Annotated in this window: 23 protein-coding genes; 12 read left to right on the forward strand and 11 right to left on the reverse strand. The window is 36.1% G+C overall.

Annotated elements, in window-relative coordinates; genetic code table 11:
• The first annotated feature begins 52 nt into the window (after positions 1-52).
• Positions 53-346, forward strand: coding sequence for a hypothetical protein (locus ACO1XM_RS00385; RefSeq protein ID WP_486224971.1), 294 nt, complete (start codon positions 53-55; stop codon positions 344-346).
• A 158-nt stretch (positions 347-504) separates the two neighbouring features.
• On the opposite strand, the gene ACO1XM_RS00390 is transcribed toward ACO1XM_RS00385, so the two are convergent.
• The 5 genes from ACO1XM_RS00390 to ACO1XM_RS00410 form a co-directional block, all read right to left on the reverse strand.
• The gene (locus ACO1XM_RS00390) at positions 505-3,144 is read right to left on the reverse strand and encodes a CHAT domain-containing protein (RefSeq protein WP_486224973.1); all 2,640 of its coding nucleotides are present in this window, start codon (positions 3,142-3,144) and stop codon (positions 505-507) included.
• 232 nt (positions 3,145-3,376) lie between these two features.
• The gene (locus ACO1XM_RS00395) at positions 3,377-3,985 is read right to left on the reverse strand and encodes a phosphoribosyltransferase family protein (RefSeq protein WP_486224975.1); all 609 of its coding nucleotides are present in this window, start codon (positions 3,983-3,985) and stop codon (positions 3,377-3,379) included.
• A 161-nt stretch (positions 3,986-4,146) separates the two neighbouring features.
• Complete coding sequence (locus tag ACO1XM_RS00400; protein ID WP_486224977.1) at positions 4,147-4,395, reverse strand: hypothetical protein; 249 nt, start codon at positions 4,393-4,395, stop codon at positions 4,147-4,149.
• 119 nt (positions 4,396-4,514) lie between these two features.
• Positions 4,515-5,033 (reverse strand): hypothetical protein, encoded by a 519-nt coding sequence (locus tag ACO1XM_RS00405; protein WP_486224979.1) that lies wholly within the window; start codon positions 5,031-5,033, stop codon positions 4,515-4,517.
• 416 nt (positions 5,034-5,449) lie between these two features.
• Entirely contained in the window at positions 5,450-5,647 is a 198-nt protein-coding gene (locus tag ACO1XM_RS00410; RefSeq protein WP_127122314.1) for a helix-turn-helix domain-containing protein, read from the reverse strand.
• Between the two features lie 98 nt (positions 5,648-5,745).
• Here ACO1XM_RS00410 and ACO1XM_RS00415 point away from each other — a divergent pair, with 98 nt between their 5' ends.
• The gene (locus ACO1XM_RS00415) at positions 5,746-6,039 is read left to right on the forward strand and encodes a hypothetical protein (RefSeq protein WP_486224981.1); all 294 of its coding nucleotides are present in this window, start codon (positions 5,746-5,748) and stop codon (positions 6,037-6,039) included.
• 120 nt (positions 6,040-6,159) lie between these two features.
• Here the strand turns inward: ACO1XM_RS00415 and ACO1XM_RS00420 are convergent, their stop codons facing one another.
• From ACO1XM_RS00420 to ACO1XM_RS00445, 6 genes are all read right to left on the reverse strand, one after another.
• Entirely contained in the window at positions 6,160-6,789 is a 630-nt protein-coding gene (locus tag ACO1XM_RS00420) for a GNAT family N-acetyltransferase (RefSeq protein ID WP_486224983.1), read from the reverse strand.
• Between the two features lie 22 nt (positions 6,790-6,811).
• Positions 6,812-7,609 (reverse strand): hypothetical protein, encoded by a 798-nt coding sequence (locus tag ACO1XM_RS00425; RefSeq protein ID WP_486224985.1) that lies wholly within the window; start codon positions 7,607-7,609, stop codon positions 6,812-6,814.
• A 162-nt stretch (positions 7,610-7,771) separates the two neighbouring features.
• Positions 7,772-8,362: a hypothetical protein gene (locus ACO1XM_RS00430; protein ID WP_486224987.1), complete on the reverse strand. Its 591-nt coding sequence runs from the start codon at positions 8,360-8,362 to the stop codon at positions 7,772-7,774.
• 29 nt (positions 8,363-8,391) lie between these two features.
• Positions 8,392-8,772 (reverse strand): DUF2784 domain-containing protein, encoded by a 381-nt coding sequence (locus tag ACO1XM_RS00435; protein WP_486224989.1) that lies wholly within the window; start codon positions 8,770-8,772, stop codon positions 8,392-8,394.
• Positions 8,773-9,933: 1,161 nt separating this feature from the next.
• Positions 9,934-11,208, reverse strand: a complete 1,275-nt coding sequence (locus ACO1XM_RS00440; protein WP_486224990.1) for a WG repeat-containing protein — start codon at positions 11,206-11,208, stop codon at positions 9,934-9,936.
• A 179-nt stretch (positions 11,209-11,387) separates the two neighbouring features.
• Positions 11,388-11,873 (reverse strand): hypothetical protein, encoded by a 486-nt coding sequence (locus ACO1XM_RS00445; protein WP_486224992.1) that lies wholly within the window; start codon positions 11,871-11,873, stop codon positions 11,388-11,390.
• A gap of 637 nt (positions 11,874-12,510) precedes the next feature.
• Between ACO1XM_RS00445 and ACO1XM_RS00450 the strand changes: the two genes are divergently transcribed.
• The 10 genes from ACO1XM_RS00450 to ACO1XM_RS00495 all read left to right on the forward strand — a co-directional run bounded on the left by ACO1XM_RS00450 (position 12,511) and on the right by ACO1XM_RS00495 (position 20,426).
• Positions 12,511-12,936: a hypothetical protein gene (locus ACO1XM_RS00450; protein WP_486224994.1), complete on the forward strand. Its 426-nt coding sequence runs from the start codon at positions 12,511-12,513 to the stop codon at positions 12,934-12,936.
• A gap of 989 nt (positions 12,937-13,925) precedes the next feature.
• Positions 13,926-14,177: a hypothetical protein gene (locus tag ACO1XM_RS00455; protein WP_486224996.1), complete on the forward strand. Its 252-nt coding sequence runs from the start codon at positions 13,926-13,928 to the stop codon at positions 14,175-14,177.
• A gap of 125 nt (positions 14,178-14,302) precedes the next feature.
• The gene (locus tag ACO1XM_RS00460; RefSeq protein WP_486224998.1) at positions 14,303-14,785 is read left to right on the forward strand and encodes a hypothetical protein; all 483 of its coding nucleotides are present in this window, start codon (positions 14,303-14,305) and stop codon (positions 14,783-14,785) included.
• A gap of 157 nt (positions 14,786-14,942) precedes the next feature.
• Entirely contained in the window at positions 14,943-15,905 is a 963-nt protein-coding gene (locus ACO1XM_RS00465; protein WP_486225000.1) for a DUF6242 domain-containing protein, read from the forward strand.
• Between the two features lie 189 nt (positions 15,906-16,094).
• Complete coding sequence (locus tag ACO1XM_RS00470; RefSeq protein WP_486225002.1) at positions 16,095-16,481, forward strand: hypothetical protein; 387 nt, start codon at positions 16,095-16,097, stop codon at positions 16,479-16,481.
• 82 nt (positions 16,482-16,563) lie between these two features.
• Complete coding sequence (locus ACO1XM_RS00475; protein WP_486225004.1) at positions 16,564-17,409, forward strand: hypothetical protein; 846 nt, start codon at positions 16,564-16,566, stop codon at positions 17,407-17,409.
• A gap of 149 nt (positions 17,410-17,558) precedes the next feature.
• Complete coding sequence (locus tag ACO1XM_RS00480; RefSeq protein WP_486225006.1) at positions 17,559-18,338, forward strand: RHS repeat domain-containing protein; 780 nt, start codon at positions 17,559-17,561, stop codon at positions 18,336-18,338.
• Positions 18,339-18,544: 206 nt separating this feature from the next.
• On the forward strand, positions 18,545-19,318 hold the full coding sequence (locus ACO1XM_RS00485) for a hypothetical protein (protein ID WP_486225008.1): 774 nt from the start codon (positions 18,545-18,547) through the stop codon (positions 19,316-19,318).
• 106 nt (positions 19,319-19,424) lie between these two features.
• Positions 19,425-19,862: a hypothetical protein gene (locus ACO1XM_RS00490; protein ID WP_486225010.1), complete on the forward strand. Its 438-nt coding sequence runs from the start codon at positions 19,425-19,427 to the stop codon at positions 19,860-19,862.
• A gap of 180 nt (positions 19,863-20,042) precedes the next feature.
• A complete protein-coding gene (locus ACO1XM_RS00495; protein WP_486225012.1) occupies positions 20,043-20,426 on the forward strand; it encodes an MmcQ/YjbR family DNA-binding protein in 384 nt (127 codons plus the stop codon).
• The last annotated feature ends 74 nt before the right edge of the window (positions 20,427-20,500 follow it).

The following is a 20,500-nucleotide window of genomic DNA, read 5'->3' on the forward strand; positions in this document are numbered from 1 at the left end:
GTTGCTATATCTTTTGTGTAGTTGTATATTTGTTTTGTAATCAAGATATCCTATGTCAGCTGCCATTAACACCACCGACCACATCATTTTTCTTATTGGCGAAGAGCTTAAATCGCGCAGGTTCTTCAGCACGTTACAGGAACTGGGTCTCGATGATTCATACTTTCAGCCCCATCTCGATGAGGCCATTATGGCCTGCCTCGGACTCGATGACTCAAACGCCACCCTTGATTTCTACTTTGCTGTTATGAATGAGCATGCCAGTAAGATCGGGATCAATTGTGAGTCAGTGGTGGAGGAGGCGAAGGGTGTTTATGAAAAGCTTGTAGCGAATGGGAGGGGATAGCGGTTTCGGGCTTTGCGTTCGGGCGGGTTTCAGAGCACAAAGCTTCAATTTATTATTAAAGTTCAATAGAAGTACAAAGCTCCAAGTTTGTACGTCAGCCCGCCTGATGCAAAACCCGTGTTATAGGCTGTTTTTCTTTATAATTTCATTTTTATTTACTAGTCTATTAAATTATAACACTGAAACATACTCAAAATATATACAGAACGGAATGGAAACTCTATACCTGATTTTTTTATCATAGTAATCTTTTGTTCTTTTAAGATGGAGTCCTCTATTTCGTCAAGTAATATAATAGTAGCATTTATATTCAATTCATATAAATCCACCAATGATAAAATAAAGGCATTAACTACTGATCGTTGTTCTTGAATATGTTTGTAAAACAGTGATGAAAATACATAAGACACAATCTCCGGCTCATTCCATTGTGTACCTATAACAGTGCAATGTCTATTTAATAAGAAAGCCGAAGATAATCCTGTCCTTTCACTTGTTGAGAAACCCTTAAAATAGTTGCGATTAGCTGTAGATCCAGTATTACAGCCATTTAGAACAATAAAATCAAGATTGAGTTGGAACGATTCTCGTTGTACAGATTCAAGCCATAGACCTTTTTTTGAAGTATTAGTCGAAGTAGAAATAAACATAGGATCTGTAAATACATTTGCTGGTACGCTATGAGTTGACAAATGAATAAACTTGGCTTCTTTTATCGGACTGACAGAAAAATCAATTTTATCATATGCTAAATCAAGTTTGTGAAGTGTGCTGTTTTGTAAACTATTATTAACAATCTCTTCTTCGGAATTACAAAGCTCTAACTCTTCATCACTATTTGAAATAAATATACCATCTCCATTTTTATTAGTGTTTTTTAATTCATTTTTAAGTGCAGGGCAGGCTCTGTAATTAAATTTTAAATTCTTTGCTAGCAATCTAATTCTACCGTCATCGAGAATAATAGATAATATTGGTATGCTTTCAGTTAAAGAATCAGGAATAAAAACAAATTCACTCAAATTAGCATCTAAAAAATCGTCAAGGAATTCCTTCAATGCTGGTTTTATAATTTGTTCAAGCTTGGTTAATGCATTAATAAACTCAGCTCTACTAGCCTGTCCCCTTTGATAACTACTAATTGTTGCACTGTATTGTAATAAACTGTCAATTGAAAATTCTGTTTTTTTATATTTATCTCTATAAATAAAAAATAATATACAATTACCATGACACGCATAAGAGAAAAGAAAGGCTGTTTTTGATGATTTAGCGATATTTATTATATCAGTACTTTTTTGAATTGTCGCATTGTCAAATGGCATTGAAATAGAGTATGTATGACTAATCTTAGATGTTAAATCATTAAACTCTCGCCATGGTAGACTATAATCTAGTGCACTTGCTGCTTGTAAACCAATTTTATTTTGAAGATCTGGGCTTGATTGTTCAAAAGGGTCGTCATATTTTTCTCGAAAACCATATAAAAAAGGTGCCCCAAAATTTATCAAGTCCTTTATTTTGATTGAAAGTTCTTGTCTGTCTTGAGATGAAATATCTGTTGAAGAATTAAACAAATCGAACCATTCAAGTACAGAAATCCAATCAAACATGGAATTTGCTGAGCAAAATGATAAGATATAAGTTATTTCATCAGCTTTGCCAGAGGCTTTTATTTCATTCAACATTGTTTTAATTCGAGGTAGATACTGTTCACGAACACCTCTTCGATAATGCAGGCGTTGATATTGGTTGATTTTTTCTTGAATGTCAATACACGCTGTTGTTAGCTGGGTTGTACCTTGGATATTCTTATTGAAATGAAAATACGATTTAGCTAAAATGAGCCTTGATTCGATTCGATGGTCAAGTTTAAATGTCACAAGATTTGCCTCGATCTCTGAAGATAACTGCTCAAAGAGTTCAATTTCTTTCAGTTCTCTATAACATACTAGAAGATTAGTTTTTATTTGGAAGCTATAAATTACTTCAGAACTGTCTTTTAAGGTTTCGTAAATCGCCCGAGCTCCTTTGAAATCATTTTTACGCAACTTTACAGTTGCTGCATTTACTCTAAGTTGTAGTGCTGGGGTTTCATTTATCCTTTCATATATTTTAAAACAATTCTGAAATTCAATTTCAGCACAATCATGGTCTCCTTCGAGAAGAGCAATCATTCCTTGAGTTTCTCTAATAAGAATTTGTGTATGTGGCGATTTGTTATGCAAGTTTGCTATTTCTTGGGCATCATGTATAGCGCGGTAGGCTGATTGAAAAGCAGAAGCATCAGCAAAATGGTTTGCTGCAGCACATAATACATCTATACTGTCCTGATATTTTTTTAATGACTTATAAAATTGAGTTATTCTTGATAAGAAAAACATTAATTCATCATTTGGAATGTTTTGTTTAGTAAAAATATTAACAATATTTTGGGATATTGATTTACCTGAATGATACTGTTTTTTTTGAAGGCAAAAAGAAATTGCTTCAAGAAATAAGGCTTTACACTCTTCTATATTTCCTTTATAAATAAGTGCAATCAAATGAGTATTATAATTGTAACCTATTGCTAGGTCAAGTTGCTCACTTGACTTTGTGCTATTGTAAATTTTGGCATTTTGTTTACAGATACTTTCAACTTTTTCCGGGGCTGATTCTACTATTTTATGGAGGTAATCATCAATCTCATCTAGTAAATAAAATATGGAATCTTCTTTTAAGACTTTGGAAATATATTCTGAATATTCATTTTCCGAATAGTTAAGTATATCTTCAATTTGTATTTCGTTTGGCATACATGATTTAAATTTCTAAGTTATGTTCTCAAATACATAGCCTCTTTAAAATAGCCTATAACGTTTGGCTATTTGCAGTTGCGGGCATAGGAGGCTTTAAAAATGGAGCGCAGCGGAATGTTAAAGCTGACCTGCTGTGAAATTGCCCCCCGTGACTAAACTACATTATGAAACATAAACTTTAATTTAACACTACACCCCGCAATCGCCAAATAGCTGCTGTTGTACGTTGTCAATAATCTTTCCCTATACCTTTTCCCCAAGGCATGTAGAAAACACTACTGTCAGAAACCTTGTAATAATACATATCCGCACCTTTATTAGAGTTCAACGCAAAATCTGTCACTATTAAACTTGCAACCAATATATTTTCCCTTTTAAACCCTCTTGAGATAAATGTTTTCAATAACTCACTCAAAGTGTCGCCCGTAATAACACAATCTTCCACTATCAGTACTTTTTTGTCATTAAGAATAAATAGGTCATTCGGTAGATATGTTTTCCACTTTGTTGTTGTTATTTCTAATTGATAAGATGAAGTTAGAGTGAAATCATCTCTGTCAATTTTTTGAGAAAAGCCGACATAGATTGGAATATATCTGTCAATCTCTGTCATCATTAGATTGGCAACTAATGTACTTGGTCCAGAAGAGCAAAAAATAAAATCTGGTGCAAATTCTTTGAAAATTTTTTGAGATAGTTTTCTCGTCCCAAGTTGTATGTCATCCCAATCGAAACGAATGTTTCTATTTTTTAACCGCCTTGCCTCCAGTCCAAAATAAATTGTACCGAATAAGCCAATTGCTCCAATAATAAATGATATGATATTTAGAGTGTCCATATGAATAACGCACAACGCTTGGCTATGAAGCGTTACTTTTATCCTTTAAAAAATAATTAATCAAAAGTAATGATTTATAGCCGTTGTTGTAGCCAGTGCTATTTTATAGGTTTAATTCAGTTCAAATTAAGTTTAGTGTTAGTACTCCATTTCTTCTTTATTTAGAATCCCATAAATATCTTTCCTTCTGTTATTGCCTCGTCAACACTTTTGAAGATCATTATTTTCCCATGTCCATCTTGTACAGGTAGTCCTGTTATTGGTTTGCCATTTCTACTGACAGTCCAATAACACCAAAATCCCTTCTTCACCGGAGGTGTCTTTCGTTGTGGAAGAATTTCATTTGATTCCATGACTGTTAATTCAAACTCGTCTCCGTTGTCGTAGAACTTTTGTTTCGTTGTCTCCATTGAATTATTTGTTTAATTACAATTGTATTAAAAGTCCTCGAAACTGATTTGTCAAAACGCTTTTATATCAAAATATCTATTCTTACTTGGTAAAGTAGCATTCTTGTCACATTGGGCAATTAACCAAATTCTTTTATATGATCTAATAATTCAGCCGATTCAATTAGATCCTTCTTGTAAGTAATGGGTATTTGCATTTCTAGCCCTTGTTCTAATATCTCTTTTATCGTCTTAAGATAGAGTTCAAATGTCTCGTCTGGGAAATTTTGAGGCGATAGATACCACTCATTGTCTCTGTGTCCGATCCATTTGTCCCTTAAGTTGAATAGAGTTTTGAAATTGGAATCTGTCTCGAGGAATTGGATTTTGTAGTCGATTTCCTTTCTAATTTTTTCATTTGTCACAGTATCTGCTACTTTTCCTAGGTAAAGGTCTTGTCCCTTATGCAAAAAATTGCACAAATGAAGTACGGCTCTGAAGTAAAATGTTTGTCTGGCATCTGAAATTATAGGGTATTTGTCAGAAGCTTTTTTATAACAGTAGTTTGATAACTCCTTGTGATAAAGAAAGTACTTATTTGCCTTATGCAAATTTGTCAAGAATCCATGGATATCATTTTTACTACTTTGATGTCTCATCTGTTTCACCGCATTGGCTACAACATTAGTATATGCGCACCTTTGGTGCGCTATGTATTAAAAACTTGCGCATATTTCGCTTGTATGCGCCCCTTTTGTTCCCTCTCTCTTAAAAGCTTTTGCATTTTCCGCTTACTACTGCACGTTCACTAATTGTTCTAATCAAAAAAGAGCCATAAGCACTTTTTTGTTTCTACTACGTAGTTAAACATTCACGGCAAAATATCCAAATGGGATGGGGCTTTTTATTTCGCCAAATGTCTTTTTTGCGTTGGTTGACAACATCATGCGCAAGCTTTGCACAAAAGACCAGCTAAGGTTTAGTTAATTGATATTGGCACAAGTGAGATGCTTTCGCCTGCTTGGGGAAAGCACAGATATAGCACCTTTTATGGGAGTAACTCCTATGCCAACCCTCAGCTATTGATCAATTCCTTCGGGTCGACTTTCAGGGCTGCCGCAATGCGGAAAAGGTTAGTGAGGGATGGCTCTACTTTATTATTTACATATCGATTAATAGAGTTATATGTAATCTCGGTCTCCTGGGCTAGCCAATAACCAGATTTTCCTTTCTCTTTCAATACTTCATTGATGCGATGCAGCCGTTTTGCCATATACCAAAAATAGGGCATGTGTACATGAGAAATATATATCTTTTATGTTGCTATATCTTTTGTGTAGTTATATATTTGTTTTGTAATCAAGATATCCTATGTCAGCTGCCATTAACACCACCGATCACATCATTTTTCTTATTGGCGAAGAGCTTAAATCGCGCAGGTTCTTCAACACGTTACAGGAACTGGGTCTCGATGATTCATACTTTCAGCCCCATCTCGATGAGGCCATTATGGCCTGCCTCGGACTCGATGACTCAAACGCCACTCTTGATTTCTACTTTGCTGTTATGAACGAGCATGCCAGTAAGATCGGGATCAAAGGTGAGTCAGTGGCGGAGGAAGCGAAAGGTGTTTATGAAAAGCTTGTAGGGAATGGGAGGGGATAGTGTTTTGGGGCTTTGCGTTGGTGGGGCTTTTGTAACAGTAAATTGTCTGCCAGCACCAAAGTTAATTAATTGTTCAAATGTTTCTATTCGTACTGTCCGTACACTAATGCAAAGCCCGTGTTAGCGGTAGTGATTATTGCTTTTTACAAGTTTTGTCCATTCATTTTTTTTATCATCTAAAAATGCCTTTTGTTGCATGAAACCAGCTCTCTCGTAGGCCTTTATTGCTCTACTATTAGATGTCAAAGCATAAATTGTGAATGGTACATTGGGGAAAGTATCACTTAAATATTTGTCAAGAATTGAAATCGCCTCAGAACCAAACCCCGATCCCTTATGCTCGTCTTTTGCAATAATAATATCAATATCATACACGGTGTTATTATCCTCATCTTGGTCTAGTTGATAGTTAATTTGTCCGATTTCAATATTTTCTGAGGTAAGAACAATAGCAAAACTTCTTTTGTACCTTATTGACGCATCAGAAAAATATTCGTCTGTCCAGTCATTAAAAAACTTTTCTCTGTCGGGGATATTGTCTCCATATAATTCGCCATACCAGAAAGGAGTCGCATCTGAATTTGTTGCCCATTGATAAAATGCTTCTTTGTCCGATAGCGTCAAAGGACGAAGAGATACTTTTTCACCAATTAGTGACTGTGATCTTAATACTGGTTGATCCTTTGTCATAATTACCGCTAACGTTTGGCTATGAACCGTTACATTTATTCTTAAAAAATAATTAATCAAAAGTAATGCTTTATAGCCGTTGTTAGCGTGCGTACCTCCTCTTATTCTGTCTACTAAATATTATAGCCCCATAATAACCTTCTCTTAGTGGTTGTCCGCGTGAGTAGAAAACCTGAACATCTGGAAAATCTGAAATGACACGTTTAACTTCCATTTTGTAAACGTCTTCAATATTCTGCTTGTCAATTATCGAGTCAAGTGTCACAAGCTTACCATTATCAAGTTTTAAATTTGCAAATACTCTTTTGTCGTTCGATAGTCTGGGAAGTTTGTCCCAGCTTATTCGTCTATGAATTTCTTCAATTATTTTATTGATGTCGCTCGAAAATCGTTTGTCGTCAGGCCTAACACCGTTCTTGTATTCTTTTTCTGTCTGAATACTTCCTTCACTAACAGTTGCCACAATCTCGGTTTCATAATACCTGTCGTAACCAGAATGATTGTATTTAATCATCTTGCCTTTCTCGATAAAAAGGTCTCCAGTAAACCAGTCAGCAGGTATTTCCCCATTCTGATTTTTAAAAATCGTCCCTTTGATACTTTGAGTCCTGTTACCGCAAACGTAAATATCAACAAGTAACAGTTTCCCATTTTGAATTCTCCAAAGCCCAACGTAACCTCTCCAGAGAGCCGTTGAACAACCGTTCTCTAATGACGGATGAAATTTTTGTCTTGGTTCGTTATTTCGTAGGTAAATCTCAAGTGGTTCCGATAACATCGTCAAGGTGTCGCCCTTGTAAATAACTAGTTCACCACCTTGTCCAGTTGCCAAACAAATCGTTGTCCAAAGAGTAAATATTAAAGTTACAATGTGTCTCATTTTTTACTCGTCACTGGTATGGGTGCTACGCTCGGCTACATGCCGTGCCGCTAAGCGAAGCACGATTGGTTCCAACGTTATAAAACGAAGTTAGTAGTTTGTGCGTAATTGGCAAAATACGCAGCATGGAATGTGGCTATTGTTGTAGGTAGTGCGCCCACACTAATATTTTTTTCCGTCAGCAGCTTTGAGATTTTGTATTATTTCACTTTTAATTCTTTCGTTAAAATTTACTTTTTCGATCTTTGTAATAAGTTTTAAGATGTTAATTCTGTCCGTAATTGGATCGCTTAAGTCATTGAGTATCGCTTTTTTGTCAAATTTCTTCTCTTTCTTCTCGATTATCTTACAAGTCAATTCAGTCTGTTCGTATAAAATTTGAAAAAGTAATTCGTTGCTCCACTCAGAGTATTCTACATTGTTTTCACATTCAAATCCAAATGTTAGTAGAAAGTCTGTTATCTCTTTTTGGTTTAGTTGCCCAATTTTGTCAGCACTTGATTTTAGAATTGTTATGTCACACTTCTTTATATCCTGTCCGAAAAGTGTCGAGGTCGTTAGTGTAAGTATTATTAGTAAGTCAATTAGTAGTCTCATTTTTTTTAGCGCATTACCTACAACGGTTTCGGGCTTGGCGAAGGGGCGATTTTCACCACAAATGTTGATGCGGCGAACCAAACTTTGATTAACCACAAATGTGTCTGCGGAGCACTGAACAGCCACTTTTGCCAAACCCGTGTTAGCTGCTGGCATTATTTACATGGTAATTAAACGTTTTGTTGTTAAGAAATCCACTTTTTTTGTTTCCATCTTATTCTGTAAGCAATTATGTTAATACAAATCACTATTACAACTATTGCTATTTGAAAGTTATAAGTAATGCTTTCCTGATAAATAATAGGAATGAGGTATCTAGTAATAAAATCTTCTTTGTAAGTCGATAGTCCAGCATGCTGTCCAAAATGATTTTCAAGGGTTGTCAGTGGACATTTTACACCTGAGGATAGTTCAGCATATATAGCCCACACCAATGAACTCAAATGTACAATCATAATCCAGCGTTTCTTATGTATGAAAAACCCACCTAAAATAACAAATAGAATGAATAATACATGAAGAATTACTGTAGATTGTGTCAATATAAGGTAGATGTCTTTACTCATGTCGAATAATTGTTATCATATATTATAATATTAATTCGTGTCATCTTTTTGAAAGAGTGTATGTGCTTCAAACGTTTTACAAAATGTCTGGCAGTAATGTGGTTCTCTCATGCTTGCAGCTAACGTTTATGTTTATGACGGCTTGGGCTTTCGAAGTGCGTTTTTGTTACACGTGGCTAAACGAAATTAACAAAACAAAACTCTAAATTTACACATCACCCCAAGCTGGCATAAACATTTTGTTGGCGGCTTGGCAATGCGACAATCTTTGCTATTGTGTTTTTTTCAAATTCTTCTCTGATAACCACTCGTTATACAAGTACAGTTTAACCTTCTTTTTCAGAAACCGCCTTCTCATGTACTTATCAATTTCATTCTTCTTTAGCAACCTTATAGTAGGCTGTCGTGGGTAGTCGAAAAGACTTTGATTAAGAAAATCGCATTTCACAAAGTAAACTTGTCCTTGCTGAAGAGTAAATGGGTATTTTATTGTTTTTCTTTTTTGGTAATTTCCTTTCTTGTCAGCATTCAATGAGGGAGCTTTCGTTGTAGCATGAAAAGAAACCCCTTTGTCGTAGGTCTCCAAGATAATAACATCATGTGTTTTGACACGTCCCAACAAACTATCTCCCGAAAACAAATTATAACTGAATTTAAAGCTGAAGAAGTTAAAAGTCCTAAACAGTATTATTGTCGCAGGTTGTTCACAATGAGATTTGGTATCGGTTTTCTGCGAAAAACAATCTGTGATTGCCAAGAAGAAAACACATGAGAAAAAACCGATAGTTCTCGATGATGTCATAGGTTGAGAGGTTAGTGCGATTATTCTTTAACTCCCTCTCAATTAAAATATTGTCCGTAGGCTCAACCATATTCTGTTGGCAATCATTTTACTGCCTTGCTGCCAACGTTTGGCTATAACCAGTGGCGGGATTTCGAAGCTCGTCATTGTCCCACGACACCAAACGTAATTTCAAAACTAAACTACAAATTTATACTGAACACCGCCATTGGTTATAGCTTTTGTTGGGCGCTGGCCGTTCTGTCGACCATTATTTATTTGATGAGTCGTTGTCGGTTGTGATATCATTTTGGTCGAACGTTACTTTGTCGCAGTTTTGCTTTTGGTCAGCCTGTGGGAACGATGTCCTTTTCTTTAATCTACCATGACGGTGTCCATACAATGTCACCTGAACGATTAATATATCCCATTTTTACATTTGGATACTTGTCTGGAGATGTGTAGTCAAACTGACTACCTCCGATATATATTGCTGCCAGACCATTGTTAAATGGTCCTGAATCATCGTAAGTGCAAGGAACTACTTCTTCACCTTTATCATTTACAAAACCCCATTTCCTACCGATGCATACTTGTTTTAAGGCTTTTTGGCAAAATTGTAGAACGTCATATTTAGGTTTTATAACAACTTCTCCTGCTGAATTCATCATTCCTTGCTTTCTCTCTTTATTACTTACAGAAAAGAAACCGTTGCATTGATGAGAACATTCACCTCTGAAGGATGACTCAAATAGGTACTCACCACTAACAGTATAGATTTTGCTGTCGAAGTACCCATATCCCAAAAAATCATTCTTTACTTCCAGGGTATGTACAACAACAAGCGTATCATAAGGAGATCTTGGATAGTAGCTTGTCATATGTTGGGTATCATCTGGAATTACGATTGTTTCATCTTTCTTCATAAGACCAGATCCAGATCTACCGCGCGTCTGTCTATATTCCATGTAGCCATTTTTGCATGGACCCAGATGGGAATATTTTGGAGTAATAATAATTTCTCCTTCTATGTTCATAGCGCCCCATCCTTTGTCACGTTCGTAGAAATTTATCAGGCCTTCACTGGAAGGCTGAATATATTTAGGTTCATAAGTTGGAGGGATAACCCAGTTACCTTCTTTGTTAATTATTCCGCTTTTCCTTTTCCAATCTCTAAAATTTGGAGCGGTTGTATCCGTGTAGATGTCCGCTTTAGTCACTTTATCATTGAATTGATACACCAAACAGAATTTTGGTTGCGAGACTATTTTCCCGTTCGAATCCATCAAACCATAAAACCAAGGATAAGAGTTGGATTTTCCTGTTGTTTGAAATATACCTTCACCGATTTCTATAATGTTTGCGTATGTCGTTCTAGCAATGATGCTTAGTTTAGAGTTTATTAGAAAAGTAGAGTCTCCCTTGTAAGCAACAATGAAATTACTATTCTCTCCGGTAACATGTAGTCTGTCATACTGGGGTTGAATTATAAGAGTCCCTGTAGAGTCAATCGCTCCCCAAAGTTTGTTCTGCCTAATCGGAAAGTATGGTTGAGAGAGAACTGATGTTGATGTCAGTAGTGCAGTTAAAAAAATTAGGACGTTAATTTTAGTTGTCAGGGTGTTTCTCATTACATTTTTATTCACAAATGTCATTTATTTTAAAAGTCCACCGTGATTGAATTTTTATAAATTTTGCTGTCACTTTTTACGAAGTCCGCGGCTTGCGCCCAACGTTTATGTATAAGCCGTGGCGCTGAGCAAAAATAAAAAAATGTCCTCCTTATCAGCGCCATGGATTATACATTTTGTTGTGTGCTGCCCCATCTTCACTGTCATTTACCAAGATTGTCCTGTACCTTCTTTAAGATAGTCTCCTCGAAATCTTTTTTGATTTCTCTATTCTCAAAAAATCCAAAGTCGTTATTTATGTCCTTCCAGTGTCCCAAGTCAAGTCCGTTGCTAATGGAGACAAATGCAAATGTTGTAGTGTTGGGTCCTGATGGTCTCGTCCACGTAAGCAATATTTGATCTTTCTCTTTGTCGTAGAAGTAGAATTTGTACCAGTAGTCCGTCTCTTTTACTTTTCCATCATCCAAATCCCATTGTCCGCTGTTTTGAATAGTGACTTTAGGGAGTACGAGGTCTTTGTCTTCGTCCTTAAGCTTCTTTATAGCCTCAATTACTTTCTCTTCTGGATATTCCAATTCGTATCTCTCAGCATGTCCATAACTCCCAGGAGAAAACATGTCCGCAAGTTTGTATAGGAGAAATAGTCCACCTAGAACTATTGAAATGATAAGCAGTGTCTTTTTTGTCATTGGTCAAATCTGTCCAGATGGGGTTGCACACAACATTTGTATATACACATCTTTTTCGTGCTTTGTGTTAAAAACATGCGTATATTTTTCTTGTACCCGCCCCTTTCGTTCCCTCTCTCTTAAAAACTTACGCATATTCCGCTTATCACTGCACGTTCACTAATTATTCCAATCAAAAAAGGCTATAGCACTTTTTTAATTCTACTACGTAGTTAAACATTCACATCAAAATATCCAAATGGGATAGGGGCCTTTTTATTTCGCCAAGTGTCTTTTCTTGCGTTGGTTGGCAACATCATGCGCAAGCTTTGCACAAAAGACCAGCTAGGGTTTAGTTAATTGATATTGACACAAGCAAGAAGCTTGACTCTGAAGTGTGGCTCTTTAAACAACAATTTTACTCTCGAAAAACCATGTCAATTGAACAAAAAATATATACGCATTTTTAGTCTATTTAAAGTAATTATTGGGTATTTTATGCCGTTTTATATAAGAGAAATATATACAATAGGTGTATATACACAGACGTTGTGGGTCATTCGCGCGAGACAAATTAGACTATGATGATATTAACACCGGAAGAATTAAAGAAAAGGTTGTGTGCAATTATGCCCTTGGACAATTTTACGTTTACGACATGCCAATAGAAAGATGCTCAGACCAAAAGAGCCAGTCACTTCGAGAATTCTACAAAGAGCTGAAGAAGGAAAAATCAAATCCAGTCTGCGAGAAAAAAGGACAAGCAATGTTGGACTTTCTTGACATGATTGACGAAAAGTTCAAGGAAACAAAAATTTGGGGAATGACCTCGCACGATACCTTGGTATTGCAAGCAAAAGACGGTTGGGAATCGGGTTGGTTTGTCGCTGTCAGTAATTTTGGGACAAAGGAATATAATTTTGAATATCGGATGCCTGAGGACAAATTTCCATGGCCTTATGCAGTTGTCAAAGGAGTGGCTCCGACTCTCAATGAATCGGCAATGTATTTAGCGATTGCAATGAAAGAAAGTAACGGGTGGCCAGACAATAAAGAAGTTGATAAACTGTTGGCAGACAAATAGAATTGAGTAAGGGCATAACAGCATACAATAAAATGTATAATCTATGTTGCTGATAAGGAGGACATTTTTTTATTTTTGCGCAGCACCACGGCTTATGCATAAACGTTGGCAGCAAGCTTTTTGAACAGAGTAGACAACTGATGATAAACGAGAAAAACAAGACAGACTACTCAATAACTTATGAGGTTAACATCTCCAAGAAACTTCTTTTGGACAAAATTCACGAACGAATTAATAAGTGTACTTGGACAAATGCTCTCCTCGCGGACAATGTGGACTACAAAGAATTTAAAATTGAAAATGACAAAATTAAAATAAAGAGGAAGCCGAACAATTTGACAACATTCGGTCAAATAGATTTATTAATTGAAGAATTAGCCGAAGCGAAAACTAATTTGAAATTTGAGATTATTCCCTTTAACAAATTATTTCCATGGGGACGACCCATTCTAATTGCATTCGGGGTTTTTCTTACAGTTTTCGGAATTCTTATTGACCGCTCGATATATTCCTTAATGATAGTTGCGTTTGGCTGGACTTTTTTTTCCATGTTCGTGTATTTTAGAATGAAGTTTGAAAAATACATGATGTTCCGATATACAAGATTGATAGTTAATGATTTGAATTAGAAAGCCAACTACCAACAAAAGCTATAAGCCCGTGTTTTATTAATTATTTTTTAAGGCCAAAACAACGGCTCATAGCTAGACGTTGGCAGCCATGTTACTTGGACAATGAATTCACGACTAATACTTTTTAATTTAGGTTATTACCTGGGGACCTTGATATTATTTTTCCAAGGACGATCCGATTCAAGTAGTTCACTTGGATATGGATTTTACATCTTGGGATTCTGGATAATTTCTGGGATCATTCTAACCTTTCTGGTTATGAGAAAAAAAATAATAGTTAGTAGACTCGGGGACAAAGTCGGACTTTTTCTAGCGACACCTATAATCTTCTTATTGACAATTTCGGTCGGACTATCAATGACTGACAAAATTGAATCGGAGTGGTATCCTTATAAAAATGGGCATCGATATAAAATAGTTACATATGGTTACAAATCGTCTTCAGCGACAAAGAGAAGAGAAATTTATAAAAGTCAAGAAATAATGACTGAGGACAATACTTCATTCAATTCAATTAAATGGTTGAGAGATAGTACGTGGACATATTATTCCGAATCTGGTGACACCTTAAAAATTGAAAAATTTGAGGACGATAAAAGAGTGAAGTAAGTAATACCGCTGCCAACAAAAAGCTATAAGTCATGGAGGCACTTTGGATGACTAATTTTTATATTTTTGTGTACCGCCACGCCTTAAAACAAAACGTTGGCGGCAAGCATTTTTAAAGCTATTCATTGAAAATATACTGGACAATATTATTTCTGACAATTGCAATATCTGCACTCGGACAACGAGACATAACAGGCTACTATTCAAGTAACACGGCAGATATGGGATTCTTCGTGACTAGAATTCAACTGAACAAAGACTCTACATTCAAATATGAGTTCAGCGGAGACATGATATATAACAAAGGGACAGGAAAGTATAGAATTGAAAACCAGAAAACAATTCACTTGGCATTTGACAAAGATTCACTAGCGACAATTGAAAGAGTGCTATCAAGTAACGGAAAGAGACCCCAAAAGCTTCTGTACAAAGGCAGACGACTACATGAATTCACCATTGATGGAAAAATTGTTAAAAAAGGAAAGGGATTAAGCAGACACAAGAAATTCCTTTTCTTCGGTGACAGGTATTTGATAACAAGAAGACTTTACTTAAAAAAAAGAAACGGAGATTTAGTTTGGAGAGGGGAGAAAAATGCCACCCGATAACAAAAGCTATTTGCAATGACTGGGTGATGTGTAAGGATAAAGCTTTATCTTCGCTATTACGTTTGGTGACGGTGGACAATGACGTTTTCAAAAGCCACCACTGGTTATAGCCGAACGTTCGCGACTATACTTCAGGGGACAACTAAACCGAGAAACAATGAGAAGAATAATTTACTTGGTTCTATTTGTTACGACAATATCTTGTTCAAATCAAACATCTAATACAGGACAGGAGAAGAGTGAAACAACAACCAATAAAAAGGAGTATGTCTGGACCAAAGTTCTTGATAGTGCTGAATGGAGAAAGAATTACAATTTTCAAATGTTCAGTGTTAGCGACACACTTTGGACTTTTCATCCAGATGGGAACTGGTATTCAATCGATGGCCAATCTTGGACAAAATCAAAACTTCCAAATTCAATATTCAACTTAGCATTTCTCGACTACGTCTACTTCAATAATGCGATTTACGGGCTTGGACATTTCGCAGGAAACATTGAAGAGTTCACTTTCAAGAGTGAAATATATAGAACTGATGATTTTGAAGAATGGACGACTCTATCATATAACAGTAATCTACCAAAACGTTTTTTTTACCACCCATTTACCTTCATGAACAAGATATGGATAATTGGTGGAGAGGATAAAAACACTCAATATTCTGATATCTGGAATTCGCCAGACGGTGTTACGTGGACAAAACAGAAAGGCAACCTGAGTTTCGGCAAGCGAAGTGGGAGTCAAATAGTGACACTAAATGATAAATTGTACTTGCTTGACAATGACGTTTGGAGTTCAACAAATGGTATAGATTGGAGCTTAGTCACAAGTGAAATTGTTAAGGGAGAAAAGATTTTTGGGTACGCGGCTTTAGTATATGACGATAAAATATGGCTACTGGGGTGTAATCGTAACGGCCAATTTTCAAGTCAGGTACTAATAAGTGAAGACGGCAAAAACTGGACTGGCCAAGACGCGCCTTGGACACCACGAGGCGGCATTGCAGCAACAGTTCATAAGGATAAAATATTCATAACTGGCGGTAAGTACGGTGGAACACCTGATCAACCGGATTTTAGATACAGTAATGACTTGTGGACACTTGGGAGAAAAGAATAACAGCCGCTAACAAAATATTTATGCAATGTGGGGGTTCAGTGTTGGTATTAAAAGTATTTTCCTAATTTAGTTCGGTAACGTGAGGCAGTTCGGAGATGGTCGCGCTAAACATTCCGCTTCGCTTCATTTTTTAGCGTTCCTATACCCCGAACTGCATAAACACTAACGTTGACGACAAGCCAATTAAAAATGGACAACTTTATACTAATATCAATAGGACTTGCAATTTTGTGTTATGCGACTGGTACGATTGAACTCCTCCGGCTTAGGAGGCTTCCGAGGGTTGGAGTTAGGGTCAAAGGAAAACGCATCGGCTTTACGACAATTCGAGATCATAACAATGATAAAATTGAAGTTCCAGTTTTTGAATATGTCGACAAGACTGGACGAACAATAAAGAACAAACTTGATGATAATTTACACAGCGACAAAAGTGAGATTGATATAATATATGCTCCAAAGAACCCAAGAAAAATCATTCCGAACGACTGGACTAAAAATATTCCCTGGATATTTCTTATGACTTTTGGAACTATTGCTTTGATTTTTATGGCTATAGGATTGGCCAGCCGCTAACAAAAGCTTTGAGCCATTGTTTTATTAATTATTTTTAAAGGCCAAAACAACGACTCATGGCTAGACATTGGCAGCAATAAAAATGAAAGCATTAAACCACACCATCATCTTAGGATTTCTTATCAGTTTTGCTTGCGCGAAGACTGACAATAGAGAATTAGCTACTACTATAGATACAGTTCAAGATGACAAACTTGAATTTGTTGAAACGAAGGAAGAAATAAAAAACAATGAAATCTTATCTATCCAAGACACAACAATATTACCAAGACCTAGCGACAATTACCCTGCGAATATAATAACTACTGGACAATTTCATTCAGACGAAGTATGGGATAATATTGAAGCTGATGTTTGGTTTGGATTGTTCAGCAAAGTCGGACAGTACTATATTGAAAAGACAACTATTTTGACCAATAGAGTCAACGACCCAATTCTCGATGACGAAAGCGATGAAACAGGATGGGATATAGCAACATCAACCAAAGACACATCACTTGTACTAATTAGCGGACTTGATTTTGCGACAATTCGGAAAGTTGACTATGTTGACTTAGTAAAACAAGAGATATTTCCAGGTGACACGGTTAAATTTAAATTCCTTAATGCAGAATACGAGTTGTTTGCTACTGGGATAAAGGAACAGCAATCAGACGGTTACGTTCAATACAGTAATTATAAACTCTATATCAAAATTAAGTCTGCAGACAAGAATGTAACTCAATTGCTTGTAGCTCAACCTGCGTTTGATGATGAGATGATTGACATAATGTTTTCAGGCGATATAGACGGTGACGGGATTTTAGATCTATTAATTAATACTTCTAATCACTACAATGCATTCAGGCCGACACTTTACTTATCCAAACCTTCTGACAAGGAAAACGTCTTGAAAGTAGTTGGGCGACATACCAGCGTTGGGTGTTAATTTTTACTGATGCCAACAAAGTGTATGCACAGTGTAAATTTATTAATTATCTTTTGATGATTTTAAACTGCTCATACACAAGCGTTGGCAACCATTTACTACGGACAAAGTAGCTAACTTTAACAAATGACAATTACAGAGAAGAAATTATGAAGCAATTTTTTTTAATCACCTTGACAGCTATTACGTTTTCAGTTTTTGGACAAGAAACAGGAACGTATCAAAGTGACAGTATTTACAAAATAAATAAGGTTAAGGCAAGACTCTGGTATTTGGGGACAAATAAGCAATTGGGGATAACAACGTTTTATGATACAAATGGAAGACTTATTAAATATCAACTTGAACCTTTCATGGACGGAGCCCAACGGACAACTCACTACACTTATGGCTCAAATGGACGACTTATTGCAATGGTCGACACGACAAAAAATGGTGAACCGAGTAAAGAACAAATAGAGAAATTGAAGAAAATGGGACTTGACCCAAATAAATTGAACAAAAAAGATAAAAATAGACAGCCAGTTGAAGTTGCAAAATACGAGTTGACATATTCCGGTAACCAATTGATAAAAGTAACGAAATACAACCCAGACGGCTCACTTGACATTGTTGACAACATTGAGAACAACGGAAAAAGAAAAGTTCGGGACTGGTACAGAAATGGAAAGCTAACAGAGCAAAGTACAACTGAGTACTTGACCGAATTTCATAAAGAGAAATTTTACGGATGGGAAATTAGAGATGGAAAAAAGAGTAAATGGAACTATACATTTAAGTATGAGTTTGAGAATGGTCGTGTTAAAAGCTTTGTGAGATTTGACGGAAAAAAGGAAATGGAAACGACAAAGTACTTTTATGACGACAAAGGGCTTTTGATTAAAGCTGAAGGGTATGTTCCAGAATTCTTTGAATACGTTTACTATTAGGAGCGGACAAAGGGCACGAACGCTAACAAAAGCTATTTGCAATTGCGGGTTTTGGTGTCAAATTGAAATTTATGTTTCACAATGCAGTTCGGTCAGGAGGGACAATTTCACAGCAGGTCGGCTTTAGCATTCCGGTGCGCTGCATTTTTAAGGCCTCCTATGCCCGCAACTGCAAATAGCCAAGCGTTAGGTGCTTTTTAAAGAGAATGAATCTATTCAATTTTAATAAAAGGAAAATTCAAGGATACGTTTATGCATCGAGAGATGAAAACGAATTATTTGGAGAGGCTAAAGTTGGAGACGAAATAATTAAAAAAGACAAAAAACCTCCTTTCATTGTTGTTGACCATTCACTTGATACCAAGATTATCACTCAATGGCCAGGAAAGCTATTTAAAGTCGAAGTCATTAATCCTTCAAGAGAGAAAAGAATAAATATGGGATTAGTAAAGGATGTATGGTATACACGAACATTTGGAGTTAAAATATTAGAAGAAGTTGAAATCAAAGAATTATTTGGAGACAATGGACAAAAGGTCGAGCAAATTATCAACTCAACAAGAAATATCACAGAAGAAGAAATTGTGGAATTATCGAAGTTTGACAAAGGATTGAATAATGAACTATTTACAAAAGCTTGGAGGAATTGGATAAAAATTTATGATGCTAATCATCCTTTTGTGAATGATGACCATTTCGATACAATTAAACTTGTGCCTAAAAATCAGAGATACTGTTCGCCAATTAAAGAGGGATTATCAATTATTTCATCTCAATTTAATATTAGAGCAGGAGAATTAGTTGGAGATTCAGCTTTTGGAATCGATGAAGATGGAGAGATTTATTTAATGCCTATTTGGGCACAAGCTGTAGAAAAACTACTTCACGCTGGAATGTCATATGCTTCGGACAATATTTTAACCGAATCGGAGAGGGAAAAATTAAGAGCACCTTTTAAAGAGGTGTTTGAAATAGATTAAAAACAGTGGCTAACAATGTATATGCGCAATCTAAATTTGATTGTTAATTTTAAAGGAAAATTTAAACAGCGCATATACTAACGTTGCGCCACCCCATTTTTTGACAATGATGACATTTATTAAAAAAATATTTGGACAAGGGACAAAGAAAGAAAAGGATGAATTCAAAACTCCCGACAGCTGGGACGCTGAAAAAATTACGGGCAATATTTTTATCCATCATATTCCGAAAGGGGAGATGGAATCTTGGGACATTAAAAGACGACAAAAGGATAGAGTTGAACGGTTCGTTGACAAAGACGGATTTCATATGATTGAAGATGGACGGAGTGGGACAATTTATTACTGCAACAGCAAAAGAATGTGTGAAATATATTTTGAATTATCAGGAGTTAAGCAATACGACATATTAGTTGCGGTCGACCAACTCAATGAGTGGTTTTTCCCAGAGAAAAAATTATTGACTACGGACGAGAAGAGAGACATTGAGGGCAAGTTAAAAGATTGGTTACACAGAAAGCGAATTAAAACAGATTTGACTTAATGGGCAGCCAGCAACAATGGCTTCCATGAATAATCCTTCCGATTACTGATATACGAATTTGTGGCCCTACACGCCATCCTATCGCTCAACAATAAGAGTAGGGTAGCAGAAGCGAATCGCTCGCACCTCTGTGTAGTATATAATTTGTAAATTGAAGTGTTCGAAACTGACATAATCTTCATGAAAAAGAAAGTAAGAAACTTTGATTATAAAGACTTCGAGGTTGTAAAAAATATTGCTTTAACTTTTCCCGGCACGGAAGAAGGCATTTCGCATGAGGGAACTCCTTCAGTAAAGGTTCGCGGAAAATTGATGTGCAGACTGCATGATAACGGTGAATTTATACCAATTCACCTCAGCTTTGAAATTAGAAATAAATATCTTGAGAGTCACCCTGAGATTTTTCACTTACCTGACCACTTTAAGCCGTATCCATATATCTGTATGTGGATACATAACTATAATAAAGCTCTATTAAGGGAAGTGCTGGAGCAAAGTTGGAAAGAACTTGCAACAAAGAAACAAGTAAAAGACTATACCGAGAAAAACATGCTGGGCAATTAGTAAGGTCAGCTTACGCAGCACAAGCGAGGACAAGGTTGCATGATACTGTTCTTTATGAATAACTCAATGCATAC

This window comes from Chryseotalea sp. (assembly GCF_057350905.1).

Coding starts and splice junctions, on each gene's coding strand:
- ACO1XM_RS00385 (WP_486224971.1), top strand. CDS start 53: ATGTCAGCTGCCATTAACACCACCGACCACATCATTTTTCTTATTGGC.
- ACO1XM_RS00390 (WP_486224973.1), bottom strand. CDS start 3,144: ATGCCAAACGAAATACAAATTGAAGATATACTTAACTATTCGGAAAAT.
- ACO1XM_RS00395 (WP_486224975.1), bottom strand. CDS start 3,985: ATGGACACTCTAAATATCATATCATTTATTATTGGAGCAATTGGCTTA.
- ACO1XM_RS00400 (WP_486224977.1), bottom strand. CDS start 4,395: ATGGAGACAACGAAACAAAAGTTCTACGACAACGGAGACGAGTTTGAA.
- ACO1XM_RS00405 (WP_486224979.1), bottom strand. CDS start 5,033: ATGAGACATCAAAGTAGTAAAAATGATATCCATGGATTCTTGACAAAT.
- ACO1XM_RS00410 (WP_127122314.1), bottom strand. CDS start 5,647: ATGGCAAAACGGCTGCATCGCATCAATGAAGTATTGAAAGAGAAAGGA.
- ACO1XM_RS00415 (WP_486224981.1), top strand. CDS start 5,746: ATGTCAGCTGCCATTAACACCACCGATCACATCATTTTTCTTATTGGC.
- ACO1XM_RS00425 (WP_486224985.1), bottom strand. CDS start 7,609: ATGAGACACATTGTAACTTTAATATTTACTCTTTGGACAACGATTTGT.
- ACO1XM_RS00430 (WP_486224987.1), bottom strand. CDS start 8,362: ATGCCAGCAGCTAACACGGGTTTGGCAAAAGTGGCTGTTCAGTGCTCC.
- ACO1XM_RS00435 (WP_486224989.1), bottom strand. CDS start 8,772: ATGAGTAAAGACATCTACCTTATATTGACACAATCTACAGTAATTCTT.
- ACO1XM_RS00440 (WP_486224990.1), bottom strand. CDS start 11,208: ATGACATTTGTGAATAAAAATGTAATGAGAAACACCCTGACAACTAAA.
- ACO1XM_RS00445 (WP_486224992.1), bottom strand. CDS start 11,873: ATGACAAAAAAGACACTGCTTATCATTTCAATAGTTCTAGGTGGACTA.
- ACO1XM_RS00450 (WP_486224994.1), top strand. CDS start 12,511: ATGCCAATAGAAAGATGCTCAGACCAAAAGAGCCAGTCACTTCGAGAA.
- ACO1XM_RS00455 (WP_486224996.1), top strand. CDS start 13,926: ATGACTGACAAAATTGAATCGGAGTGGTATCCTTATAAAAATGGGCAT.
- ACO1XM_RS00465 (WP_486225000.1), top strand. CDS start 14,943: ATGAGAAGAATAATTTACTTGGTTCTATTTGTTACGACAATATCTTGT.
- ACO1XM_RS00470 (WP_486225002.1), top strand. CDS start 16,095: ATGGACAACTTTATACTAATATCAATAGGACTTGCAATTTTGTGTTAT.
- ACO1XM_RS00475 (WP_486225004.1), top strand. CDS start 16,564: ATGAAAGCATTAAACCACACCATCATCTTAGGATTTCTTATCAGTTTT.
- ACO1XM_RS00480 (WP_486225006.1), top strand. CDS start 17,559: ATGAAGCAATTTTTTTTAATCACCTTGACAGCTATTACGTTTTCAGTT.
- ACO1XM_RS00485 (WP_486225008.1), top strand. CDS start 18,545: ATGAATCTATTCAATTTTAATAAAAGGAAAATTCAAGGATACGTTTAT.
- ACO1XM_RS00490 (WP_486225010.1), top strand. CDS start 19,425: ATGATGACATTTATTAAAAAAATATTTGGACAAGGGACAAAGAAAGAA.
- ACO1XM_RS00495 (WP_486225012.1), top strand. CDS start 20,043: ATGAAAAAGAAAGTAAGAAACTTTGATTATAAAGACTTCGAGGTTGTA.